This window comes from Dictyobacter alpinus (assembly GCF_003967575.1).
Classification (GTDB): Bacteria; Chloroflexota; Ktedonobacteria; order Ktedonobacterales; family Ktedonobacteraceae; genus Dictyobacter; species Dictyobacter alpinus.
Window position 1 is genome coordinate 2,016,550 of the sequence record NZ_BIFT01000002.1, and the last position, 20,416, is coordinate 2,036,965.

Annotated in this window: 13 protein-coding genes; 7 read left to right on the forward strand and 6 right to left on the reverse strand. The window is 48.4% G+C overall.

Annotated features, from left to right (window positions below):
• Window positions 1-17 precede the first annotated feature (17 nt).
• Complete coding sequence (phnD, locus tag EL633_RS30680; protein WP_126631028.1) at window positions 18-1,760, forward strand: phosphate/phosphite/phosphonate ABC transporter substrate-binding protein; 1,743 nt, start codon at window positions 18-20, stop codon at window positions 1,758-1,760.
• A 410-nt stretch (window positions 1,761-2,170) separates the two neighbouring features.
• Here the strand turns inward: phnD and EL633_RS30685 are convergent, their stop codons facing one another.
• A complete protein-coding gene (locus EL633_RS30685; RefSeq protein WP_161982572.1) occupies window positions 2,171-5,251 on the reverse strand; it encodes an Eco57I restriction-modification methylase domain-containing protein in 3,081 nt (1,026 codons plus the stop codon).
• A 220-nt stretch (window positions 5,252-5,471) separates the two neighbouring features.
• On the opposite strand from EL633_RS30685, the gene EL633_RS30690 reads away from it, so the two are divergent.
• From EL633_RS30690 to EL633_RS30710, 5 genes are all read left to right on the forward strand, one after another.
• Window positions 5,472-6,245, forward strand: a complete 774-nt coding sequence (locus EL633_RS30690) for a hypothetical protein (protein WP_126631030.1) — start codon at window positions 5,472-5,474, stop codon at window positions 6,243-6,245.
• A 92-nt stretch (window positions 6,246-6,337) separates the two neighbouring features.
• Window positions 6,338-7,033, forward strand: a complete 696-nt coding sequence (locus EL633_RS30695; protein WP_126631031.1) for a FadR/GntR family transcriptional regulator — start codon at window positions 6,338-6,340, stop codon at window positions 7,031-7,033.
• Between the two features lie 36 nt (window positions 7,034-7,069).
• Entirely contained in the window at window positions 7,070-7,960 is an 891-nt protein-coding gene (locus tag EL633_RS30700; protein WP_126631032.1) for a fumarylacetoacetate hydrolase family protein, read from the forward strand.
• An 89-nt stretch (window positions 7,961-8,049) separates the two neighbouring features.
• Window positions 8,050-9,099, forward strand: a complete 1,050-nt coding sequence (locus EL633_RS30705) for a zinc-binding dehydrogenase (protein WP_126631033.1) — start codon at window positions 8,050-8,052, stop codon at window positions 9,097-9,099.
• A 14-nt stretch (window positions 9,100-9,113) separates the two neighbouring features.
• Window positions 9,114-10,289: a mandelate racemase/muconate lactonizing enzyme family protein gene (locus EL633_RS30710; protein ID WP_126631034.1), complete on the forward strand. Its 1,176-nt coding sequence runs from the start codon at window positions 9,114-9,116 to the stop codon at window positions 10,287-10,289.
• A 66-nt stretch (window positions 10,290-10,355) separates the two neighbouring features.
• On the opposite strand, the gene EL633_RS37040 is transcribed toward EL633_RS30710, so the two are convergent.
• Window positions 10,356-11,021, reverse strand: a complete 666-nt coding sequence (locus tag EL633_RS37040) for a hypothetical protein (RefSeq protein ID WP_126631035.1) — start codon at window positions 11,019-11,021, stop codon at window positions 10,356-10,358.
• 309 nt (window positions 11,022-11,330) lie between these two features.
• Window positions 11,331-12,191: a nucleotidyltransferase domain-containing protein gene (locus EL633_RS30720; protein ID WP_161982573.1), complete on the reverse strand. Its 861-nt coding sequence runs from the start codon at window positions 12,189-12,191 to the stop codon at window positions 11,331-11,333.
• Window positions 12,192-12,855: 664 nt separating this feature from the next.
• Here EL633_RS30720 and EL633_RS37145 point away from each other — a divergent pair.
• Window positions 12,856-13,770 (forward strand): hypothetical protein, encoded by a 915-nt coding sequence (locus EL633_RS37145; protein ID WP_174845185.1) that lies wholly within the window; start codon window positions 12,856-12,858, stop codon window positions 13,768-13,770.
• Between the two features lie 342 nt (window positions 13,771-14,112).
• Here the strand turns inward: EL633_RS37145 and EL633_RS30730 are convergent, their stop codons facing one another.
• The 3 genes from EL633_RS30730 to EL633_RS30740 all read right to left on the reverse strand — a co-directional run bounded on the left by EL633_RS30730 (window position 14,113) and on the right by EL633_RS30740 (window position 18,801).
• Window positions 14,113-14,832, reverse strand: coding sequence for a hypothetical protein (locus tag EL633_RS30730; protein ID WP_126631037.1), 720 nt, complete (start codon window positions 14,830-14,832; stop codon window positions 14,113-14,115).
• Window positions 14,816-15,583 (reverse strand): ParA family protein, encoded by a 768-nt coding sequence (locus EL633_RS30735; protein WP_126631038.1) that lies wholly within the window; start codon window positions 15,581-15,583, stop codon window positions 14,816-14,818. Before EL633_RS30735 ends, EL633_RS30730 begins: the two co-directional genes overlap by 17 nt.
• A 1,064-nt stretch (window positions 15,584-16,647) precedes the next feature.
• Window positions 16,648-18,801 carry a hypothetical protein gene (locus tag EL633_RS30740; RefSeq protein ID WP_126631039.1) on the reverse strand — a complete coding sequence of 718 codons (2,154 nt, stop codon included), beginning with the start codon at window positions 18,799-18,801 and terminating at the stop codon, window positions 16,648-16,650.
• Between the last annotated feature and the right edge of the window lie 1,615 nt (window positions 18,802-20,416).

Sequence of the window (20,416 nt, forward strand, 5' to 3'; positions counted from 1 at the left end):
GTGTTATAATCCACCCCATGACTTCGAGGAATGAAAAGTGGAAGCCACAACAACTGATCCTGGCAACTGAACCAGGGGCTGCGCTGAATGTAAGTCAGCCGGAGCAAGCAGTTGCGCAACTGGAACACTATCTGAGTGACGCGGTGGATGCAGAGGTGCATGTTATCCTCAGTGAGAATTATCAGGATATTTTAGCACGCATGCAGGCTGGAACCATCGATATCGCTCGGTTGGGACCATATGCCTTCGCGCTGGCCCAGGCCCGCTTTGGGGCCCGGGCACTGGTAAATTCGATTGATATCGCCTCTATCGAGAACGTGCCATCGATCCCGTATCGCAGCCTGATCTTTACCCGCGCCGATAGCGGTATTACCCATCTTGTCCAGTTGAAGGGACAGACATTTGGCTTTGTGGATCCTCAGTCAGCTTCAGGCTATCTGGTCGCCACCTTTCTGCTTCAGCAGGCGGGTCTGGATGCGAAAACGGACCTGAAAGGAACCTTTTTATTTAGCCATCAATCGGTTGCTGAAGCGGTCAGTAAAGGGGACGTCGTTGCCGGTGCGATCGCGGAAGAGGAGTTTGTCTATTATAAAAAAGACAAGGGCCTGCCGCCGATCCGCTTGCTGGCTACCTCTGCCTTATTATCACGTGGTCCCCTGGCCGTACGACCCGGCTTGCCGCTACAATTGGAGAAAAAACTGCTGACCGCTCTGGAAAACCTCCATACCAGCGACGCGGCTGAAGGGGCCAGACTGATCAAGATGCCCGAGCAACGCTTTGTGGCAGCCGTACAGCGCGAACATACCTTGAAAAGGATCGCCGAACTGGCGGGAGTCAGCTACGCCACCGTCTCGCGCGCCATCAATGGCCGGGACCGCATCTCGCCCGCCACCACGGCGCGTGTCCTACAACTAGTCGAAGAACTGGGATATCGCCCCAATGCCAATGCACGCAGCCTGCATAAAGCCAATGGCGAACTGATCGGCATGTTGCTCCCCTCACTGACCTATCCTGGCCTTGATAGTATCATCGACGGTATCCAGACTACGCTGGAGCAGGCGCGGATGCAGCTCCTGATCTGCCCTACTGGCAACACACCCCGGACACAGCCAACGGCACGGCATACCGCTTACTTTGAAATGTTATCCAACAGCCGCTTTGAAGCCATGCTCCTCACCCACTGGAGCGCCCTCGACCCGACCGCCATGGATCTCCTGGTGCGGAGCCGCCGACCCTATGTTTTGCTCGAACATGATCTTCTGGATAAAGGGTTGCCGTTCGCCTACAATTGGCTCAAACAACAGGGCTACCAGCAGTTGATTCTGGTCACCGGCACGCAATCCCTGCTTGAACCAACCCTGGCCCAACAGGCCTGGAGTCAGCTGGCCAGCGACAACCTGCGTCTACAGGACCCCGGCAGTAATCAGACCGGCTGGCCTCAACTCCTTCAGCAAGCAGAGTATCAGACTACCGCCTTTCTCTGTACCGATGATGAGACCGCGCTTGCCGTCAAAACATATCTGGCCCAACAACAGCTCCAACTACCCATCCTGGGAATCGGAAATACCCGCGTGGCCCAGTTGGCTGGCATCCCCAGTCTGACCTTTAACGGCTTCAATCTCGGCTCACTGGTCGCCCGCCGCCTGCTGAAAATGCTCAACATCTTTATCCCCGAAGAACAAATCGAACTGCACTTCCAGATAGCAGCTAATAACTCCTTCCTCCCATCCCATACATTTCATGCCGCAAGCACCCAGTAACGGCAACGCTTGTCGCCAAAACATTCCACATAGCAATCCTAAGCATCGTAATAAAACCGGCCATGTATATGCCAGGAGAACGCTCCCCGCAAGGCCGATTGTACATCGAGTGGGCGCCACACGCAAGGCCGACATGCAGCATGATCAAGGGCGATACATGCATCATGGCATGCATGTCTGTGGCGCCTACATGAATCATGATTTGGGATCCGGTTTGTCCAGGGACGATGAAGACGAAGCGTTGTCACTCCACACGTACCTGGGCAATACGGCAACACGAACAAGATTCGTGTAGGCGCCACAGCACTGCGAGTCGTTCTAACACCTCAGCCCACGTAAACTCAGCAGTGCGGCCTTGCGTGTGGCGCCACTCGACGTACGCAACGATGGCTTCTGGCTCCCTTTTGCGCTTATTCTCTATACATATTTTCGGCGAGCTGCTCACATTCGGACCAGCTCTCTGCTATGGTGCCATGGAGCTGCCAGGGGGTAAAACGGGGACCGAGTTGAGTGGCAATGTCTATCGGAAATTGCCACTCGTTACGTTCAAAGTGCTCTCGGCCAACTTCTTTCAGGTATGCGAAGGCGGCCAGGATAAGCGTTGTGTGTCGTAAAGCAAAGGGCTTCTCTTTATCTACACGCCAGAAGCCTTTGAGATGCTGTGGATCGGGACGCAGGATCCAGGCCAGTTCATGATAATCGAGGCCATAGAGATCGGCGATCAACGTATCCAGCAGACAGCGCAGGCGCAGGCGTTCGTGTGGGGTGAGTGCCCAGAGTTGCCGCCAGTGCTGCTGGCCAAGATGTGGATACTGTGCTCGCAGTTCCAGCCATTGCGGCGCGTAACAGGACATGATCAGGTTGAGCCGGGCCGCCCATTGGCTAGACATAGTCTGGGTGATCAGTGCCGGCGGCAGGAGCGGTGTTTCGGCGATGATAAAATAGTTGAGATGTTGACCTCCTAGCCGGCAGCGGAGCGCGTAATCATAGACCAATGCGTTCAGGTTAGCGGTCAGCGCCGCCACACTTACAATGCCAGCGTCGACCGGCTGTAGAACCGGAATCACATTGCCACAGGGAAAACCATGCAGCATACTGGCATACATTGAGCGTGTGTTGCTGGCCGAACAGATATCCATAAAGCCAATTTTGTTGCCGTGCAGCACCTTACCACTGTCCCGATAGCATTCCCATGGCAGCAGGAACTGTGGCTGGATACTCTTTTGTGTCAGCGGAATATCCTTCCAGAGTGCTCTGCGCCCGCTGCCACTTATCCAGCCTTTCTCACTGGGATCAAAGGCGCCGATCATACGCCCTTCATACAGCGGTAAGGCGTAGCGCTGTTGAGGATCTCGCCAGCGGCCGAACTGGTCAGGCCGGTAGCCTTGTTGCTGCCAGTGGTGGATGGAGGAGAAGAGTGCGGAATCACTGGTCATATCAAATTCGCGGGCATAGCGGATCCGCCATGTGCCTTCCGCCTGCTCACCTAACGGGATCGCATGGGCATAGAGCTTTTCCAGGATCGCGCTATCCTGTGCTTTCTGCACCTCAAGGATCGCCAACGAGCCAGGGCTCAAGGCGGCGATCTGTTGGCGTGACAGTTGGATCATCTCCTGTTCAGGGCATTCTAGAGCCGCCGCTTGCTCCTGATGAAAGCTAGCCGAAACATGTCTGGTACTTCCACCCTTCTGGATCAAGAGAAACGCGAACTTAAACGAGCTGTGGATCGGGAAAATATGCCGACGATTCACAAATCCAATTAATAAGCGCCAGTCACACTGCTCCAGAAAGAGCCGACGCAAAGACGCCGTCCCTTGATCGCTATAGATGGCCGCCGGCACCAGCATGCCCAGATATCCTTGCGGCTTGAGAAGATAATGGGCAAGTTCCAAAAACAGCTTATAGGTATTGAGATCGGCACTCCCCTGATAGCGGAACGGCGGAGCGGTGGCGGTCTGCTTTGCCGCTAGCTTATCCATGGACAGGCCCGCATGCTTAATCCAATTCTTGATATTTTTATAGTCGACCTGCCTGGCTAACCAGGCCAATTCGATCTCCTTATCCGCCTCAAACAGATCCTGTTGCGCCGACAAAGCTTGCTGTTTATGATAGGAGAGATAAACTGGATCATACGCGCTAAAAAACTCGCGTGAACCAGGCTTAAGCGCCTCCCAGGGCGGATTCGTCAGGCAGGCATCAAAGCCCCAAGTGGCGGTGTGAAAGATCGCAGGAAACTCCAGTTCCCAATGAAAAAACCGATGTGTAGCCGCCAGTTGTGCCACCAGAGTGTCCGCCATCGGACCATCTAGAGAGCGCCTCTGTTCAGGTGAACAGAACCAGCGCGCACACCAGCGATCATGGAACTGCTTCCGTTCCTTATAAGAATGAACATCAACGGGAGGCGATTCCCATGCGCCAATGAATGCGTTGCCAGTCTTGATATGCTGATTCAAAAATCGTAGTGTCAGCCGGCAATCGACCACCTCCAGCCACAGACTTATCCGCGCCAGTTCAACTGTAAACGGACAGAGATCAACCCCATACAGACAGTGCTCGGCGATCTGTCTACGTAGAGAGTTTTCAGGCGGGGCAGGCTCTTCATCATAATAGAGATAGGCTTGCTGGAGTGCAGCGGCAAGATAGTCGAGCGCGCTGGAGAGAAAAGAGCCTGTGCCACAGGCGGGATCGCATATCTTCAAGGCCAGAATAGCCTGCGGCGACCGTGGTATACCATCGGTGGTATACACCAATGGTTCCAGCGTTCGCTGCGCGATCAAACGGGTGAGCTGCGACTGCGTATAAAAGGTCCCTGAACTTTTGCGCCTGTCTTTACGCCGCGCCAGATAAAAAGTCGGCGTCTGCTGATCATCCAGAGAGAGACGAAAATCCAGCAGACTCTGATAGATCTGGCCGATAGCTTCCACATGCAGGAGAGTAAAATCGACAGGCTGACAGTTTGTATATTTTAGCAATCTTAGCAGCTTAAGCACGCTCTCATCCGAGATCCTGACCACCCCTTGATCCTCAAACAGCGCCAGGGCCCGCAACACACCATCAGCGCTATCTTTATCGCCAGCTTGAAATACCATGCCGCCACCTGGAGAATCTAGAGATCCACTATTATAAAGGAGGGTGAAAAGTGTACATAGACACGTCCAGGCCGCGGGTTGGTAAGATGAGGAAGAAGGATACTGTAAGCGCTCATAGAGCGCCGCGAGGTTATATGGCTGGCAGGAGATAGGCAATAGTTGTCGTGCTTCTATAAACAAGAGCACGACACAGCGCATAATCAATTGGATCATCGCCTGATCCAGTGCATCCAATGCCTGACGCCGGGACAACAATGTTCCATCTGGCTGCTGGCGCAGATTGGCAACAAGTTGACAGTGACACATATGGGAGGCATTCAATGCTTCCAGCAAGATCCCCAACACAGCCTCGGCCTGCTCACCGGTCGCAAAATACGCTATGACTCTATCTGTATCCGCCACCACAAACCTCCCATCCCACACCATCATTCCGCTTCCACACAGGCTGCTTATCTAGTATAGCCAACCTTCCTAGCAGGCATGACTCATACAGGAAAGCTTACAGTATGCGCTTTTTGTGATCCCACGATCGTCTTCATGTGAGAAGGATGTGCTTAATAGGCGTATATCATATAAAGTCTTTTGTGAATTCCCAGAATGTATCGACCTAAGGAGATATATCATGCCTGGCTTCATTGGACCGTCTGGTGTGATCACCGATAGCGCCCCCCGAAGAAGTGGGAGCGCCATAGCTTATTGCGCAAAGTTCAACAAAATATTTCTTTGTCTATCTTTGTTCCTGGTGCTATCTACGTTATTGCTCGCCTGCGGTAGTGCACCAACCCCGCCACCGAAAGTCAAGATACGACCAGTAACTCCGACGGCGACCCCCATACCAGCGGGCACCCTCCTCTATGAAGCCAACTGGTCCTTTGGCCTGGATAGCTGGCAAGCGACCCAGGGCTGGAAACATCTGGGAAAAAATCTGCAAACCGAGCCGATGGATAAGCTCTCGATTACTGTGCCTTATCAGCCTCAGGTCTCTGATTACGCCATCGATGTACGATTACAGATTGTCTATGTGGCTGCCAATGGAGGCTATGTCTCGATCGATGTCGATAAACAGCCCGGCCGGGATGGTTATAAAGCCAGTGTACAAAACTTATTAGAGGCTGGCATTCATCCCAATGGCAGCCATCCACAGGTCCAGGCCTATATTGATCCCCTGGGGTCGATGGAGCGTGGCAGCTTTGAAACCTCAGATTTTGAGCCGGGCACACAATGGCATGACTTTCGCGTCGAAGTACGAGGATCACTGGTAAGCCTCTTCATTGATGACCGAACCATCAGTAACGCCACCAGCACAAAGACCAACTTTCTCTCTGCTGGTCCAATCCATCTCACCGGCAGCAAAGTCATTCTCCGTGTCGGCCTTCTGAGTATTACAGCATTGTAAATATATTGCCTTGACAATCACACTATGCGCATGGTACGTTTTGGACAAGTCATCTTACCAATTTTGCGTTGTTAGTATGGATAGGATAGGCGATGTCGTTCCAGGTTATCCCAAAATCCGCGCTGGCTGAGGATATTGTCAATCATCTTTTGGTGTTAATTCGCGAGAAGAAGTTGCGTCCTGGTGATAAGCTACCACCTGAACGTGAACTTGCCAGTATGCTCGGTGTGAGCCGTCCATCGTTGCGGGAGGCGTTACGTACGCTATCAATTATGCGTGTGGTGGAGTTACGCCATGGATCTGGCACTTATGTGACGGCCTTAGAACCTGCGACCCTGGTTGAGCATCTTGATTTTGTCTTTTCATTGGATGATTCAACCTACCTGCAACTTCTCGAAACCCGCAAAATCCTGGAGCCCGGTATCTGTGCCCTGGCCGCAAAAAACATCACGCAAGCTGAGATTTCCCAGCTTGAAGCCTGTATTGAACGCTCAAAGGTTGGTCCCCAGGAACATGAAATCTATCTACAGGCAGACCTGGACATACACGAAATCATTGTCCAGGCGGCGCGTAATCCGCTATTAAGCCGCTTTATGAGCAGTATTCGCAGCCTTGGACGCGCCAGCCGCGAGCGCACATCGATCCTACCGGGTGTATTTGAGCAGACTATTCAGGATCATCAAGCGATTATTTCCGCCCTCAAAGCTCACGATCCAGAGGCCGCGCAGGCCGCTATGCTTACCCATCTTGAACATATTGAGCAGCGTCTCCTCGCCGAACAGGACTGATGCTGATGTATGGATTATAAAAGGAGAAGATTCGTTATGCGTCTCGTAACATTTCACTCACCAACAGGCTTAAAGCTAGGACTCAAAACCGAGCGCGGCATTATCGATGTCGCCGCAGCACAGGAAGCCTTGTCCGGGGATCTCTCTAGCGCCAACATTCCTAGCTCCTTTGAGGCTCTCTGTAGCGGCGAGGCCGTTGAGCTTGAGGGTTTAAAGCAATTGGAGACGGCCACGGAAGGGAAAGATGGAGACTGGCTGCTCGATGAGCGGAAGATACAGTTTGGTCCTAGCACCTCCCATAGCGGCAAAATTATTTGTGTGGGCCTGAATTATCGTCGCCATGCGGCAGAATCAAATATGCCAGTTCCTGAGTCTCCGGTACTTTTCCCCAAATATGCCAACACGCTGGCAGGTTCCGGCGAGGATATTCCATTGCCCGCCAATGCCACGAAATACGATTATGAGGCCGAACTGGCCCTGGTTATCGGTCGTCGTGCCCGCTATGTGTCTGAAGATCAGGCCCTGGATTATGTATTGGGCTATTGTAATGGCCATGATGTCAGTGCACGCGACCTGCAATTCCGTACCTCACAATGGATGCTTGGTAAGACCGTTGATAAATTCCTGCCTATCGGACCCTATCTGGTCACGGCGGATGAAGTTGGTGATCCTCAAAATCAAAGCATCAAACTCTGGCTCAATGGAGAGCTACGCCAGAATTCGAATACCAGCGACATGATTTTCTCTGTGGCCTATATTGTCAGCTACCTCAGTCAATATATTACGCTGGAGCCTGGAGATACCATCGTTACGGGCACCCCTGAAGGCGTCATCTCTGGTCATCCAGAATTTCCCTGGATGAAAGCCGGCGATAAAGTGACCATCGAGGTTGGCAACCTGGGTCAGCTCAACAATTTCTTCATCTGATCACACAGGCCAGGCTGGAAGCAGCGCGATCGATCCATAGTCAGCAGTTAGTTGTAGTCATAGAGGACGAGACTGAAAGGATAACAGGGATGAATCATTCACAACACATGGACGCGTTGACCTGGCTTGGGCCACGCAGTATGGAGATGCGCTCAACACAGATACCAACCCTTAAGGATGGTGAGGTATTGATCCGCGTCAGTGCCGCCGGCATCTGTGGTTCTGAGTTGAGTGGTTATCTGGGTGAAAATAGTCTGCGGGTACCGCCATTGGTGATGGGCCATGAAGCATCCGGCCAGATTGTACAGGTCACAGCAGGCAATCTGCATGATGGTAGTCAGGCGCGTGAGGACGTAAGGGTCACCTTTAATCCGCTGGTTACCTGTGGCATCTGTGATCGCTGTCGCGCTGGACGCTCAAATCTATGCCGCACACGCCAGATTGTTGGTATTCATCGACCCGGCGCCTTCGCCGAATATGTGGCGGTGCCTGCCAATCTCTGTTATCCTTTGGCCGCCACTATGTCTACGTCAGTGGCGGCCCTCACGGAACCGCTGGCCTGCTCTGTACGTGCCGTTTCGCTGAGCCATGTTCAGCCGGATCAAAGTCTGCTCATCCTTGGCGCGGGCCCGATTGGTCTGTTCTGTCTGGCCGCCGCGAAAGCACAGGGGATCCAAAACATTGTGATCAGTGATATGTCTGCCTCGCGCCTGGAAATCGCCAGACGCTGGGGGGCGCAAGCGACAATCCAGGTCGGCGAACAGGATCTGATCACAACCATCCAACGACTTTTTCCTGGCGGCGTAGATACCGTCATTGATGCCGTAGGACTCAACGCAACGCGTGCACAGGCGGTTCAGGCCGTGGTTCCAGGCGGCCAGGTTGTCTTTATTGGTCTTCATCACGAATCATCCCCACTGGAAGCAAATTATCTGGTGCGCCAGGAGGTCACGATCAGCGGCAGCTTTAGCTATACGCCCACGGACTTTGACCATGCTTTCGCATATCTGGAACAGGGTCTGCTACAAGCGGATACAGATTGGTTAGAGGAACGCCCTCTGACTGCTGGTCCTGGCGCTTTCGCGGAACTTGTTGATGGGATGGTGGCGGCCACCAAGATTGTCCTGCGTGTCGGTTAAGGGAGAAATACATCATGAAGATTAGTGCTGTCCGTCCGTTAGTACTTGGCACTCCGTGGAGGAATCTCACCTATGTTGTCGTTGAAACAGATGAAGGCCTGCGTGGCGTTGGCGAGGTACGCATGGTCAATCATACCGAGTCCTTGCTGGGATATTTAAAGGAGGCCACCAAACATCATATCCTGGGATCTGATCCTTTCAAGATTGAGGATCTCACCCAGCGCATGTTTCGTCGCGATTTTGCGCGGGCCAGCGAGATCATGATGTCGGCGATCGCCACCATCGAGATTGCGTGCTGGGATATCATGGGACAGGCATTAAATGTGCCCATCTATCAGCTTCTCGGCGGCTCTGTCCGTGATCGCATCCCGGCCTATGCCAATGGCTGGTATACCGTTGAGCGTTCAGCAGAGGAGTTCCATGCGGCGGCCAAAAGAGTGGTAGAACGTGGCTATCGCGCCCTCAAAGTAGATCCCTTTGGCACTGGATTTTATGAATTGAGCCGCCAGGAGAAGCGCCAATCGATCGCCTTGATTGAGGCGGTACGCGCAGCCGTTGGACCCGACATTGATATCTTTGTAGAGATGCATGGCCGCTTCAATGCTTCCACCGCCACGGAGATGATACGTGAAATGGCCCGCTTCACACCCGGCTGGTTTGAGGAACCTGTCCCGCCAGAGAACCTCGCCGTCCTCAAGAAGGTCAGCGATGCCGTGGGTCCATTAGGAATCCCAATTGCCACTGGCGAACGGCTACATACACCCTATGAATTCCGTGAACTATTTGAATTGCAGGCAGCCGATATTGTACAGGCAGATATCACCCATTCGGGAGGACTCCTGGCCACCAAGAAAATCGCCGCCTGGGCCGATGCCTATTACATGCTGATCGCGCCCCACAATGTCTGTGGTCCAGTCGGAACAGCAGCCACGCTACACCTGGCGGCCAGTACCACCAACTTCAAGATCCAGGAACACTTCAACGACTTCGCCGATGCCTGGGTCAAAGACGTCGTTACAGGTATGCCCGAAGTTGATCCCACCGATGGCTGCTTCCCACTTCCAACAGGACCCGGACTTGGCATCAAACTCAACGAAGATTTTATTGCCGCTCATCCCCGTGAAGATGTCTTCTTTGATCTCTTTAAAGATGATTGGCAATACCGCCAGGCCACCCAACAAAAAAATTAAATCAGCGCTAGTTTCGACCTTTACGGCCTCTGTTAACTTACTCTCATAAGTTAACAGAGGCCGTAACTACACGGTTTTTGCATCGGTAAATTGGAAAGAGTGCATCATCGGCTGAAAATATTCTTTATCACTTAGATCTTGATCATCAGCTGATGTGTAGGTTGTTATATAAAAGACACCATACTTTGGATGGACCGTTCCCCATAAAGTGTAGTAAACCGCGTAGGTGTCATTGTTGGCGGTGTAGTCGCCTCTGATACTTTTTTGTTGCCAGGTCAGCCCTCCAAAGGTAGTTGTCGGGGAAATGGTGGTATCCTCGACATTGGTGAGTGGCTGTGAGATTAATTTGAGCTGATTATCAATACCAGTTTTCAGATTGACCTGTAGATCACTACTCAAAGGGCCGGAGGTAACAATTGTCAAATCATCTGAGTCGCCCGGTGCTGTAATCGTGGTCACATGAAAACGCTCATTCTGTTCTTCTTTGACTGTCCATGCTTTAGGATAAGATAGGCTAAAATTATGATCGCTATAGTTCTTTTGTGGGATTGCTGGAGTTGGAGTGGGGGTTGGAAGCGGAGTAGGAGTTGGGATAATTTTTGTGGGAGTCGGCGTTGGAGTGGAGTGATTTTCCATGGCCGTGACTGAACTACTGCATCCAGCCAGAAATATAACGCAGAAGAATAGATAGAGACAGACAGCATAGAACTGCATTCGACGAGATAGTAACATACAAGCTTGACCTTTCTTGGAAAAACGTATGCATAAAAATACAGATATAGATTCATATCTCTATATTAGAGAATATTGATGAGTATACCAATATTCTTTTATTCTGTCTATATATTACCCCAAATTATATTCGGATCTTTTAGCGCTATTATTAGCGCCTGGGCAATACAACGCACAATATGCCATGATTATATTTTCAGCTACATCTTTTATAATTTTACACCTATGAATGCAGCTTCAATCCTTTTTCAATCTCATACTATAGTGAAAAATAATTTAAAGCATACATGGTAATATTGCCTGGTTTACTCATACATGCGAGATGGTTGCTGTCAGTTCGCGCTTCACCAAAATTGCAACCTCGTCATAGAGAGCCTGGACCGCTATTTGAGAAGCTTGTAGTTGACTACTACTCGTTCCAGTCGCACCGAGCAGATGATAAATGCGCTCCAAAAAGTTGTCGGGCTTGATCGAGAAGGAATTTATATCCTCGGCCAGGCGCTTCTCGCTTAAATAATAACGTTCATTTAGCGCATATAACACCTGTACCAGACAATGAATGGTCCGTGTCCAGGCACCTGTAACACGATAAACTTCACCACGAGCGACCGCCTTGAACGTATTTTCATGTGTAAATCTGGCATCCCAGAGAAAATTCTGGCTAATCGCACGCTTTAAAAGTGGCGGATAAACCGCAATTTTTGCTTTCAAAACATCAATTACATGCTCTGGATCATACAAAGGACGACAGATTTTGGTCTCTGTACAGTACATAAAGTTGTGAAATCCATACGCTGGCTGCTGCCAATAGTCGGAAATAACTTTTCCATTACAGCAATCATCGAGGGTTGCGGTCACAAATGAGAGATCACGATATAAGAAATCGAGCCGTTGACCCTGTATAGTTAGCCATGCACCACCATTCACCCAGGTGCCCCAACCACCTAAATCAGTCACAATAGGATCAGGAAAATCATGTAATTCTCGCGCAATAGCACGCACCTGTTCAATATCTAAAGGGTTGTCTGCAGCATAATAGAGTCCAATATCAAGGTCTGAATCTGGTCTTTGCGTATTACTGGCATATGATCCCCCCAGAACAATCGCTTTCAGACCACGTACATTGTTCAATTTTTCAACAATTTGCTGCAACAATATTTCATGTGCCACTACTAGAAATCTCCCTTTCAATCTTTCAATGTATTGGCAAAAGTATACCATGAAAGACGAAAAAGTATCCTTAAAGAATTTTTAATTCTCCTATTCCAACTCCCTCTACGACAAAAATCCCTAAAATAAACTATAAGAAATATTGAGCTCAAAATAACGTATACGTACACGTGTACGTATACGTTATTTTGAGCTCAATTAGTTAAAGAAGGAAGTTTTGACTTCGAAGAAAAAGTCGATCGGAATTTTCCTGATCAGATCACCCAGGCAAGTCAGTTGGAGGAGTAAAAATATGCCTTTCAGACTGCAAGAGTGCAGGCTGCTCACGTAAGCAAGAGACAGCCATGAGCGGCAAGAAAAATCAACATAGTATAAACGCTCTCAGACGCTAAAAAATGGTCCTAAAAAAGATCAGATATAATCTTATACCATTTGGCCATCTAAAGCCCATCAGGAATTCTTAGAATCGCAAATAAGACCATTCTTCTTTCACAGTCCAAATATTCTTTCACGCGAACAACAATAATAACGTCAAACGCTTTCATGTCTGATCCTCCACTCCTCAATCATGAGAGCTGATAAGTGAAAGCAGTTTTACGTAGACGTATACGTATACGTCTTTTGACTTAGAAATATTGAAACGCTATAACAATTCCGTTTCTACGTGTACGTGTACGTGTACGTGTACGTGTACGTGTACGTGTACGTGTACGTGTACGTCTACGTCTACGTCTACGTGTACGTGTACGTCTACGTCTACGTCTACGTCTACGTCTACGTCTACGTCTACGTCTACGTCTACGTCTACGTCTACGTCTACGTCTACGTCTACGTCTACGTCTACGTCTACGTCTACGTCTACGTCTACGTCTACGTCTACGTCTACGTCTACGTCTACGTCTACGTCTACGTCTACGTCTACGTCTACGTCTACGTCTACGTCTACGTCTACGTCTACGTCTACGTCTACGTGTACGTGTACGTCTACGTGTACGTGTACGTGTACGTCTACGTCTACGTCTACGTCTACGTCTACGTCTACGTCTACGTCTACGTCTACGTCTACGTCTACGTCTACGTCTACGTCTACGTGTACGTCTACGTCTACGTGTACGTCTACGTGTACGTCTACGTCTACGTGTACGTCTACGTGTACGTCTACGTCTACGTGTACGTCTACGTGTACGTGTACGTGTACGTCTACGTCTACGTGTACGTCTACGTCTACGTCTACGTGTACGTTTACGTCTACGTGTACGTCTACGTGTACGTCTACGTCTACGTGTACGTCTACGTGTACGTCTACGTGTACGTCTACGTGTACGTCTACGTGTACGTGTACGTGTACGTGTACGTCTACGTGTACGTGTACGTGTACGTGTACGTGTACGTGTACGTGTACGTGTACGTGTACGTGTACGTGTACGTGTACGTGTACGTGTACGTGTACGTGTACGTGTACGTGTACGTGTACGTGTACGTGTACGTGTACGTGTACGTGTACGTGTACGTGTACGTGTACGTGTACGTGTACGTGTACGTGTACGTGTACAAGAAATCATTCTCTCCCCTACTTTAAAGACGATCGATCAAAAAGGTATAGATATATAAATATTTTCACTTTGTAATTTTATGATTTTCAGGATAACATTCAAGATAGTGAAATAAGCAGGTAGAAATTTTCTTATACGGACTTCTTATAGTTTTTAATAAGAAATTTGTAGCAGGCCAGATCCAAAAGAGGTTCAGTAGTCAAAATCCAGGCTGTTGATAGAAGCGTGATGAATGAAGGGTAAGGATTTGAGGTGTACGTGTACGTAGACGTAGATGTATACGTACACGTACACGTGAAAAATATGCCAGGTAGATTTATTTTAGGTAGAGTATAGGGATGTTACATTGTTCCTTATATAAGGAACGGTTAGCGATCTTCGTATTTCTGCAATAGAGCTGTGACGGCTTCATTGATGAGAGCTGTTTTTGGAAGTTCGCGCTGAAAGGCCAGGTCTTCAAAACGTTGCTTGAGTCGTTTATCCATCCAGAGTGTGATGCGTTCGTGGGTGCTCTCAAAAGACTGGATATTGCGGCGGCGTTTGGCGTTCGCACGATCGTCTTCATCCAATGGGTCTAGCTCAGTCAAATCATCATCGAATTTTCTGTTTGCCGATGCACGATCGGTTCGCTCTGTGCCTGCCCGGTTGAGAGTAGCAGGTTCACGTCGGGCGGTTACCTGGCCGGATCTAGGGGCAGAAACTTCTGCTGAACGCTCGGTGCTGGCACGCGATTTTGGCTCTGTCTTCGTCCTGGCACTTTCTCTGGAGGTCTCACTATTCCTGATAGAGTTACTTTCTTCGATTGCTGCTTCATTGGAGTTACTGAACTCAGGAGCCAGCCGCGTTCCTTTGGGAGTATTCTCTTTGATCTGAGGATCCAGTGGAGGATCCTCAGATTTGATAGGCTCAACTACTACGGATGCAGGGGCAGCTTCATGCTCAACGTTGTTTACAACGGGAACATTTGGTGCTTGAATTTCTTCATGTACAGGCTCGTTTTCTGGTGACGTCTGTACTGCGGGTCTGGCTTCACTGGTCTGGCTTGGACGCAGCAAAGGATTGATGAATTTTTTAGTGTCCTTCGGCACGCTCAAGTACCTCCTTTACCAATTTACTATATGCCACAGCACCGGTGCTGGTGGGCGCGTAATCAAATAGGCAGGCAATCTGGTTATGGGCCTCTTCCACTTTAATATTGCGGGGAATGACCGAATCAAAGACCAGTCCTTCGAAATGTTCACGAACAGCACTTAAAACATCGGCGCTGAGACGCGTGTGATCATCCAGGTTTGCGACTACACCAAAGATTGGCAGGCTAACATCAAGATTTTCACGCAGTTCTTGCATGGTTGCTTCAAGGATGCTAATACCGATCAAAGCGTAAGTAGTCAGCGCAATAGGAATGATAACATCTGTGCAGGCAATAAAAGAATTGACGGTGAGCACACCTAGATTCGGTGGCGTATCGATCAAGATGTAATCGAAATTGTCTTTGACTTGATTGAGGGCACGCGCCAGTTTATGCTCGCGACCAGGTGCGGACGCCATTAAGAGATCCGCAGCACTCAAGTTGATCGAACTAGGTGCCACAAAGAGATTTTTCTGGCTGGCAGACTCCACCAGAATATCGGCCATCTTTGCTCCCTGGGTCAAAACATCAAATAGTGTTAGCTCTTGATCCAGGACACCTAATAAACTATAGGTGCTGTTACTCTGGGCATCAGTATCTACCAGGAGTACACGCTTACCAGCGCGAGCCAATCCATACCCAAGATTGACAGCTGTAGTTGTTTTTGTGACGCCGCCTTTGTTGTTACAAAGTGTAAAAATTCTTGTCATGATTGCCGCTTTTTTCCCTTCCCAGGACAGAGTGCATCCTCAACTGGACACTCTTTATAATTCCTGGTCCATTTACACATATCCAAAATATTTGCTATCTATAGATCTTTTATGATCATCCGTTTGAAGGAAACCGTTCCTTATATATAAGGAATGATCGTGTGGTTCACGAAACTCCTGCACACGCTACTGCTCCAATGGCTTTAGTCCAACCTGTGGGACCACATCTGATTGGTCGTTTTTTTCCACAAATTCCACTTTCCTTACATCTTTATGAAGAAAGTGTTCCTTATATAAGGAACGGTTTTGCTTTCCCAAAGGTTAAAATGACATCTTTGCGACGCATAATTTAACGTATACGTATACGTATACATCTACGTATACGTGGAGTCTCCCTACATTAGAAGACGTATAGGCTCTTGCATTGTAACATATTTTTTGGGGCGATCAGCAGGCGCAACTGACTCAATTGAGCTCAATTTTGTATTTTTTTGACGTATACGTATACGTGTACATCTACGTACACGTATACGTATACGTGCAATTCAAAGGTGCTGAAAATAGGCCTTGACTTCTTTTCTCTAGCTATCTTTGTCGCTGCTGTACGTGAGTCGCCTTTAAGATTGGTAATTGACAATTCATTCATACTTGATCATCTGTTCTATGAACTTTTGTTTACGTTCACAATTCAACACAGGCAGCCAACAATGCGGGAGACAAGCAAGTGAGCATTAAAAATGGTATGGAGATGGTAACTGTGGCCAAAAAAGGAAGATTTATGAGATTTTACAATTAGCTTTAAGGATAGGCTATTCGTTTCTGGCTTTATTTAGCGCGGAGAAGCTTTTTAATGGCCTTCGCTTTATTTTTAGCTATAATGACTGGTCTGATTTATTTGAAGGGCTTTCCTGACGTTCTCAGCCGTTTTCTGTAAACAACAGAGCTTGCTTGCTTTGTAGCTAGCTGGCAAGCCCGCTGATAGCTCCGGGTGGTAAGACGAGAGGATGAAATAGAGGTTCAGTATCGCGGTATCTGGTATCAAATAGTTTTTACCAGATCGCGGTTTAGTGACCACGATACTGTTTGTTGCGTAATTTTTTATCACTGCTAACAAGTATTCTCATCTCAGAAGCAAATTGCTCATAGGTCATATTGGCATAAAGATCAACCAGTTTTACTGTCTCTTCGTCAACAGGTTCATGCGCATAATATTTGCAACGAGAGTAGAAATATGCTCCTGGTTTCTGTAGGGAGTCTCCACCAGGCTCATGCATGGAGAGTATGGTGTCAATGAATGCAGTCACGACTGTCTCTGGCTTGTATTTAGCCAATAGAGACTCATTCATCTTCTGGACCTTGTCACTCTCTTTGTCATCGAAGACTTTTGTTATAAACTTGGAAGCATCTTTACGTAACGTAACGTTAGTATATATTTTATTAAATAATATATTTATATTACGTTTACGTATTACGTTATAGAGCTCATCCCCATAGGATTTTGAGTCTACCTGCGCGGGTATGCGTAAGACTTTTTCGCGGCTGTTGAGTTCGGTAAGGTAGTCGCTGATACTGTTTGAAAGTGCTTCTGAAGCGCTTTTATCCACATCCCGGTCGTCTGTTTTCATGGTTTGCTGCGAGTCTACCATGCTCTGGTTGGCTGTAGACTCAAACGCTGAATAGTCTACCTCTGCGTGGTTGGTGGTAGACTCGGGCGCCGAATAGTCTACTTCGGCGTAACTTGTAGTAGACTTAAACGCTGAATAGTCTACCTGCTGATTTTTTGAGTCTACCCTCGTGGGTAGACTTTCCATCGATTGCAGCTGCTCACCAGTTGGGGGCTCATACCACCCTTCTGGGAGCGGATCTTGCTGGATGGTCTTTGACTTCTCTTGTGGCTGTATCGGAGCTGGATAAGTAGCTACCTGTTGCGTTGTCCGAGGCTGATAACTGCGTCCAGTGCATGCAAAGATATATTCACAGGCAGCATCCTCATTTACCTGATAGCTATACGCGATCTTTTTAATGATACTGAGCTCAACCGATTTCCAAATATTCCCTTTTGTGCGTGCCAATAAGCCTGTGTTATGGAGACGCCAGTAGTATGTGGTTATTTGCGCATAGAGTTCTTCGAAAAAGTCTCGTGGTAGACTCATGTCTTCCCAGTTTATGCTGTTATCTTCAAGCAGATCGCTATAGGTATAGAGCAACTGAGAGACCGAGTCTACCGTTTCAGGCCGAGTTGCGTGTCCTTTTTGTTCATTCTGGTAGACTTTTTCAACGGTCTGGGTAGACTTTTCGCTTAAAGTAGGCTTTTCATCTTCAAGTCTACCAGACAGGTAGACTTTTTCGCTTGTGGGTCTACCATCATGGTAGACTTTTCTATCCTGAAGTCTACCTCTTTCCTGATAGTTGGTAGACTCGGGTAGACTTTTGTCTGGGACACGGTTGAACTGGAGTGGTGAGGTAATTTTACTGATAACCTCGCTAACTAGGCGCGATACAATATGTTGTCCCTTAACTGCATCAATGCCTTCTGACTTCAGTATCGCTACCATTGGTCGGAAGAGTGCCTGATGTACGCGTGGATCGCATTCTGAGGGCTGTTGTGTCCCTTGTGTGAACATTTGAGGGATAGCCATTAGATTGAGAGACAGGAAGCGCTCTTTGACCTTCCTGGTGAACTGGCTGACTTTGATACGGCTCTGGGTAATTAAGTTGTCAAGCGCTTGTAAGCTTGCTGGTGGCTGATACTTCCCAAGAGGGAAGATGATCTGTAACTCTTTGTTGTGTTTGCTTTTGCGTAACAAATTTAGCGCGCAGAAGACAGTCACATATTTATGGGTTGTATCATAGCCCCACTTGATTGTACTCGCGAGCGTGCGTATGGTACGGGTACTGATGACCGCGACCTTTTCCATGTGCCCATCCATACCAGGTAAGACATTTTGTTTGATGGTGGCATTACGTAGCACGAGCGCAAGAAATTCGAGGCCACTGCTCGGAAATAATCTGGCAATAATATCCAGTGTATAGGGATCTACCTGCTCATAGTCTGCACTATGAGCGATAGCGCTGGATAGCGCAGGCTGAGGGCCCTCTACCCTCGGCATTGGCCATTCCTGCGCATCTATTATACCTGGCTGCATATACATTTCCGTTTCCTCATGAACAATATTTGGTGGCACGAAGCCGGCATACTCTTTCGAGACGTTACCCATATGTATTGCACTTTCCACGTTACTTCCCACTCCCACAATCCCCATATTTACTGAGTATTATCTGGACCTGGTATTGTATTCAACAGTGATATATGTGATTAAAAAGATTGCTATTTTTTTTCGGATAGTCCTACCGCATGATTGTTTCTCTTAACCAATTGTGCACTTTCCACGGCATTGCTATTTCAAGTCGTGATGTACATAGTACATTGCAAAATCGCTTTTTACCAGTGGTAATGTGGTCGAGTACACCCATACCACTCTGACCATTTCACGCTCAAAATTGCACCTAGCAATGGTGGGGTTTTCTCCCAACCCCGGTGGGGTTTTCTCCTAACCCCGGTGGGGTTTCTATTTTTGAGCACAGTACTTCTGGTATAAGCACTAAATGTCCGCGTATTTGCTCCTTTGCTTCGTGTTTAACTACCTTTTCCTGACCCGGTTCTGTCTCCGTTAAAAAATTATGAATGTCTATTTATGTATTTATGGCAGGAGTAAAAATCGATAAAATTCAATCCTTGTGAGGATTGGTGTTATACAAATCATTAATATAAATCGTCGATTTAATGTGACAATCAGTAGAAATTGCGCCGAACCCTGGTGGGGTTCTTGTGAGGATTTTGGGAGGTTTTTGTAACGCATTTTTGCTGATCATTTCTGACTTTTTTCTGACCAATTTTTTGTAAAATGCGCCGAACCCTGGTGGGGATTTTTAGTCAGAGGGTCAGCAAGAATGCACCGAACCCTGGTGGGGTTCGTGTGAAATGTCTGGTTGTAAAATGCGCCGAACCCTGGTGGGGATTTTGGGAGTGAAATCAGTCAAGAATGCACCGAACCCTGGTGGGGTTATGCGCGGCATGATTAGTCAAGAATGCACCGAACCCTGGTGGGGTTTGTACTCATTATGCGCTGGAAAGATCGTAGTATTTTTTGCTTGTTGGACCTTGAAAATGCACCGAACCCTGGTGGGGCTAACCATGCGTGCTTTCATTGAGTTTGTCTCCCTGCAATATAAGTAGCCGGTTTGCTATTGTGTTTAACACTTTTCTGTTGCTATGGGCTAAGACAAGGCTTGACCAGCTTGGATGCATTTTTGCCTTTTCTAAAATGCACCGAACCCCGGTGGGGTATATTTGTTTGTACGTATCTTTTGCATTTTCATCTGTACGTATAGATTTAAATTATGGAATGGTATTTTGATCAAGGATGATGTTTTTGTCGCTATTCGATAGCTGAGAAAAATGCACCGGACCCTGGTGGGGTTTCTGACATCTAGCTGTTCTGAAAATGCACCGACCCCCGGTGGGGTTTTAGATCTTCAGCCTTTCTGAAAATGCGCCGAACCCTGGTGGGGTTATACACCTCATCTTCATGCAAAAATGCACCGAACCCTGGTGGGGTTAGCAATAGAGGTGGTAGTCAAAAATGCGCCGAACCCCGGTGGGGGTTTCAGATTATAGATCCACGAGAAATGCGCCAGACCCTGGTGGGGTTTTTTAGCACGTGATTGGTCAAAAAAACCCACCAGGGTTCGGTGCGTTTTTGACCAGATGCCCGCATTGAGATGTGCCAGATTTTGTCTGATAACACACTAATGTTTTCGCATTGTATCCGA

What these genes read in the sequence shown, in the direction of transcription:
- phnD (WP_126631028.1), top strand. Translation starts at nt 18, where the DNA reads ATGACTTCGAGGAATGAAAAGTGGAAGCCACAACAACTGATCCTGGCA.
- EL633_RS30690 (WP_126631030.1), top strand. Translation starts at nt 5,472, where the DNA reads ATGCCTGGCTTCATTGGACCGTCTGGTGTGATCACCGATAGCGCCCCC.
- EL633_RS30695 (WP_126631031.1), top strand. Translation starts at nt 6,338, where the DNA reads ATGTCGTTCCAGGTTATCCCAAAATCCGCGCTGGCTGAGGATATTGTC.
- EL633_RS30700 (WP_126631032.1), top strand. Translation starts at nt 7,070, where the DNA reads ATGCGTCTCGTAACATTTCACTCACCAACAGGCTTAAAGCTAGGACTC.
- EL633_RS30705 (WP_126631033.1), top strand. Translation starts at nt 8,050, where the DNA reads ATGAATCATTCACAACACATGGACGCGTTGACCTGGCTTGGGCCACGC.
- EL633_RS30710 (WP_126631034.1), top strand. Translation starts at nt 9,114, where the DNA reads ATGAAGATTAGTGCTGTCCGTCCGTTAGTACTTGGCACTCCGTGGAGG.
- EL633_RS37040 (WP_126631035.1), bottom strand. Translation starts at nt 11,021, where the DNA reads ATGTTACTATCTCGTCGAATGCAGTTCTATGCTGTCTGTCTCTATCTA.
- EL633_RS30735 (WP_126631038.1), bottom strand. Translation starts at nt 15,583, where the DNA reads ATGACAAGAATTTTTACACTTTGTAACAACAAAGGCGGCGTCACAAAA.
- EL633_RS30740 (WP_126631039.1), bottom strand. Translation starts at nt 18,801, where the DNA reads ATGGGTAACGTCTCGAAAGAGTATGCCGGCTTCGTGCCACCAAATATT.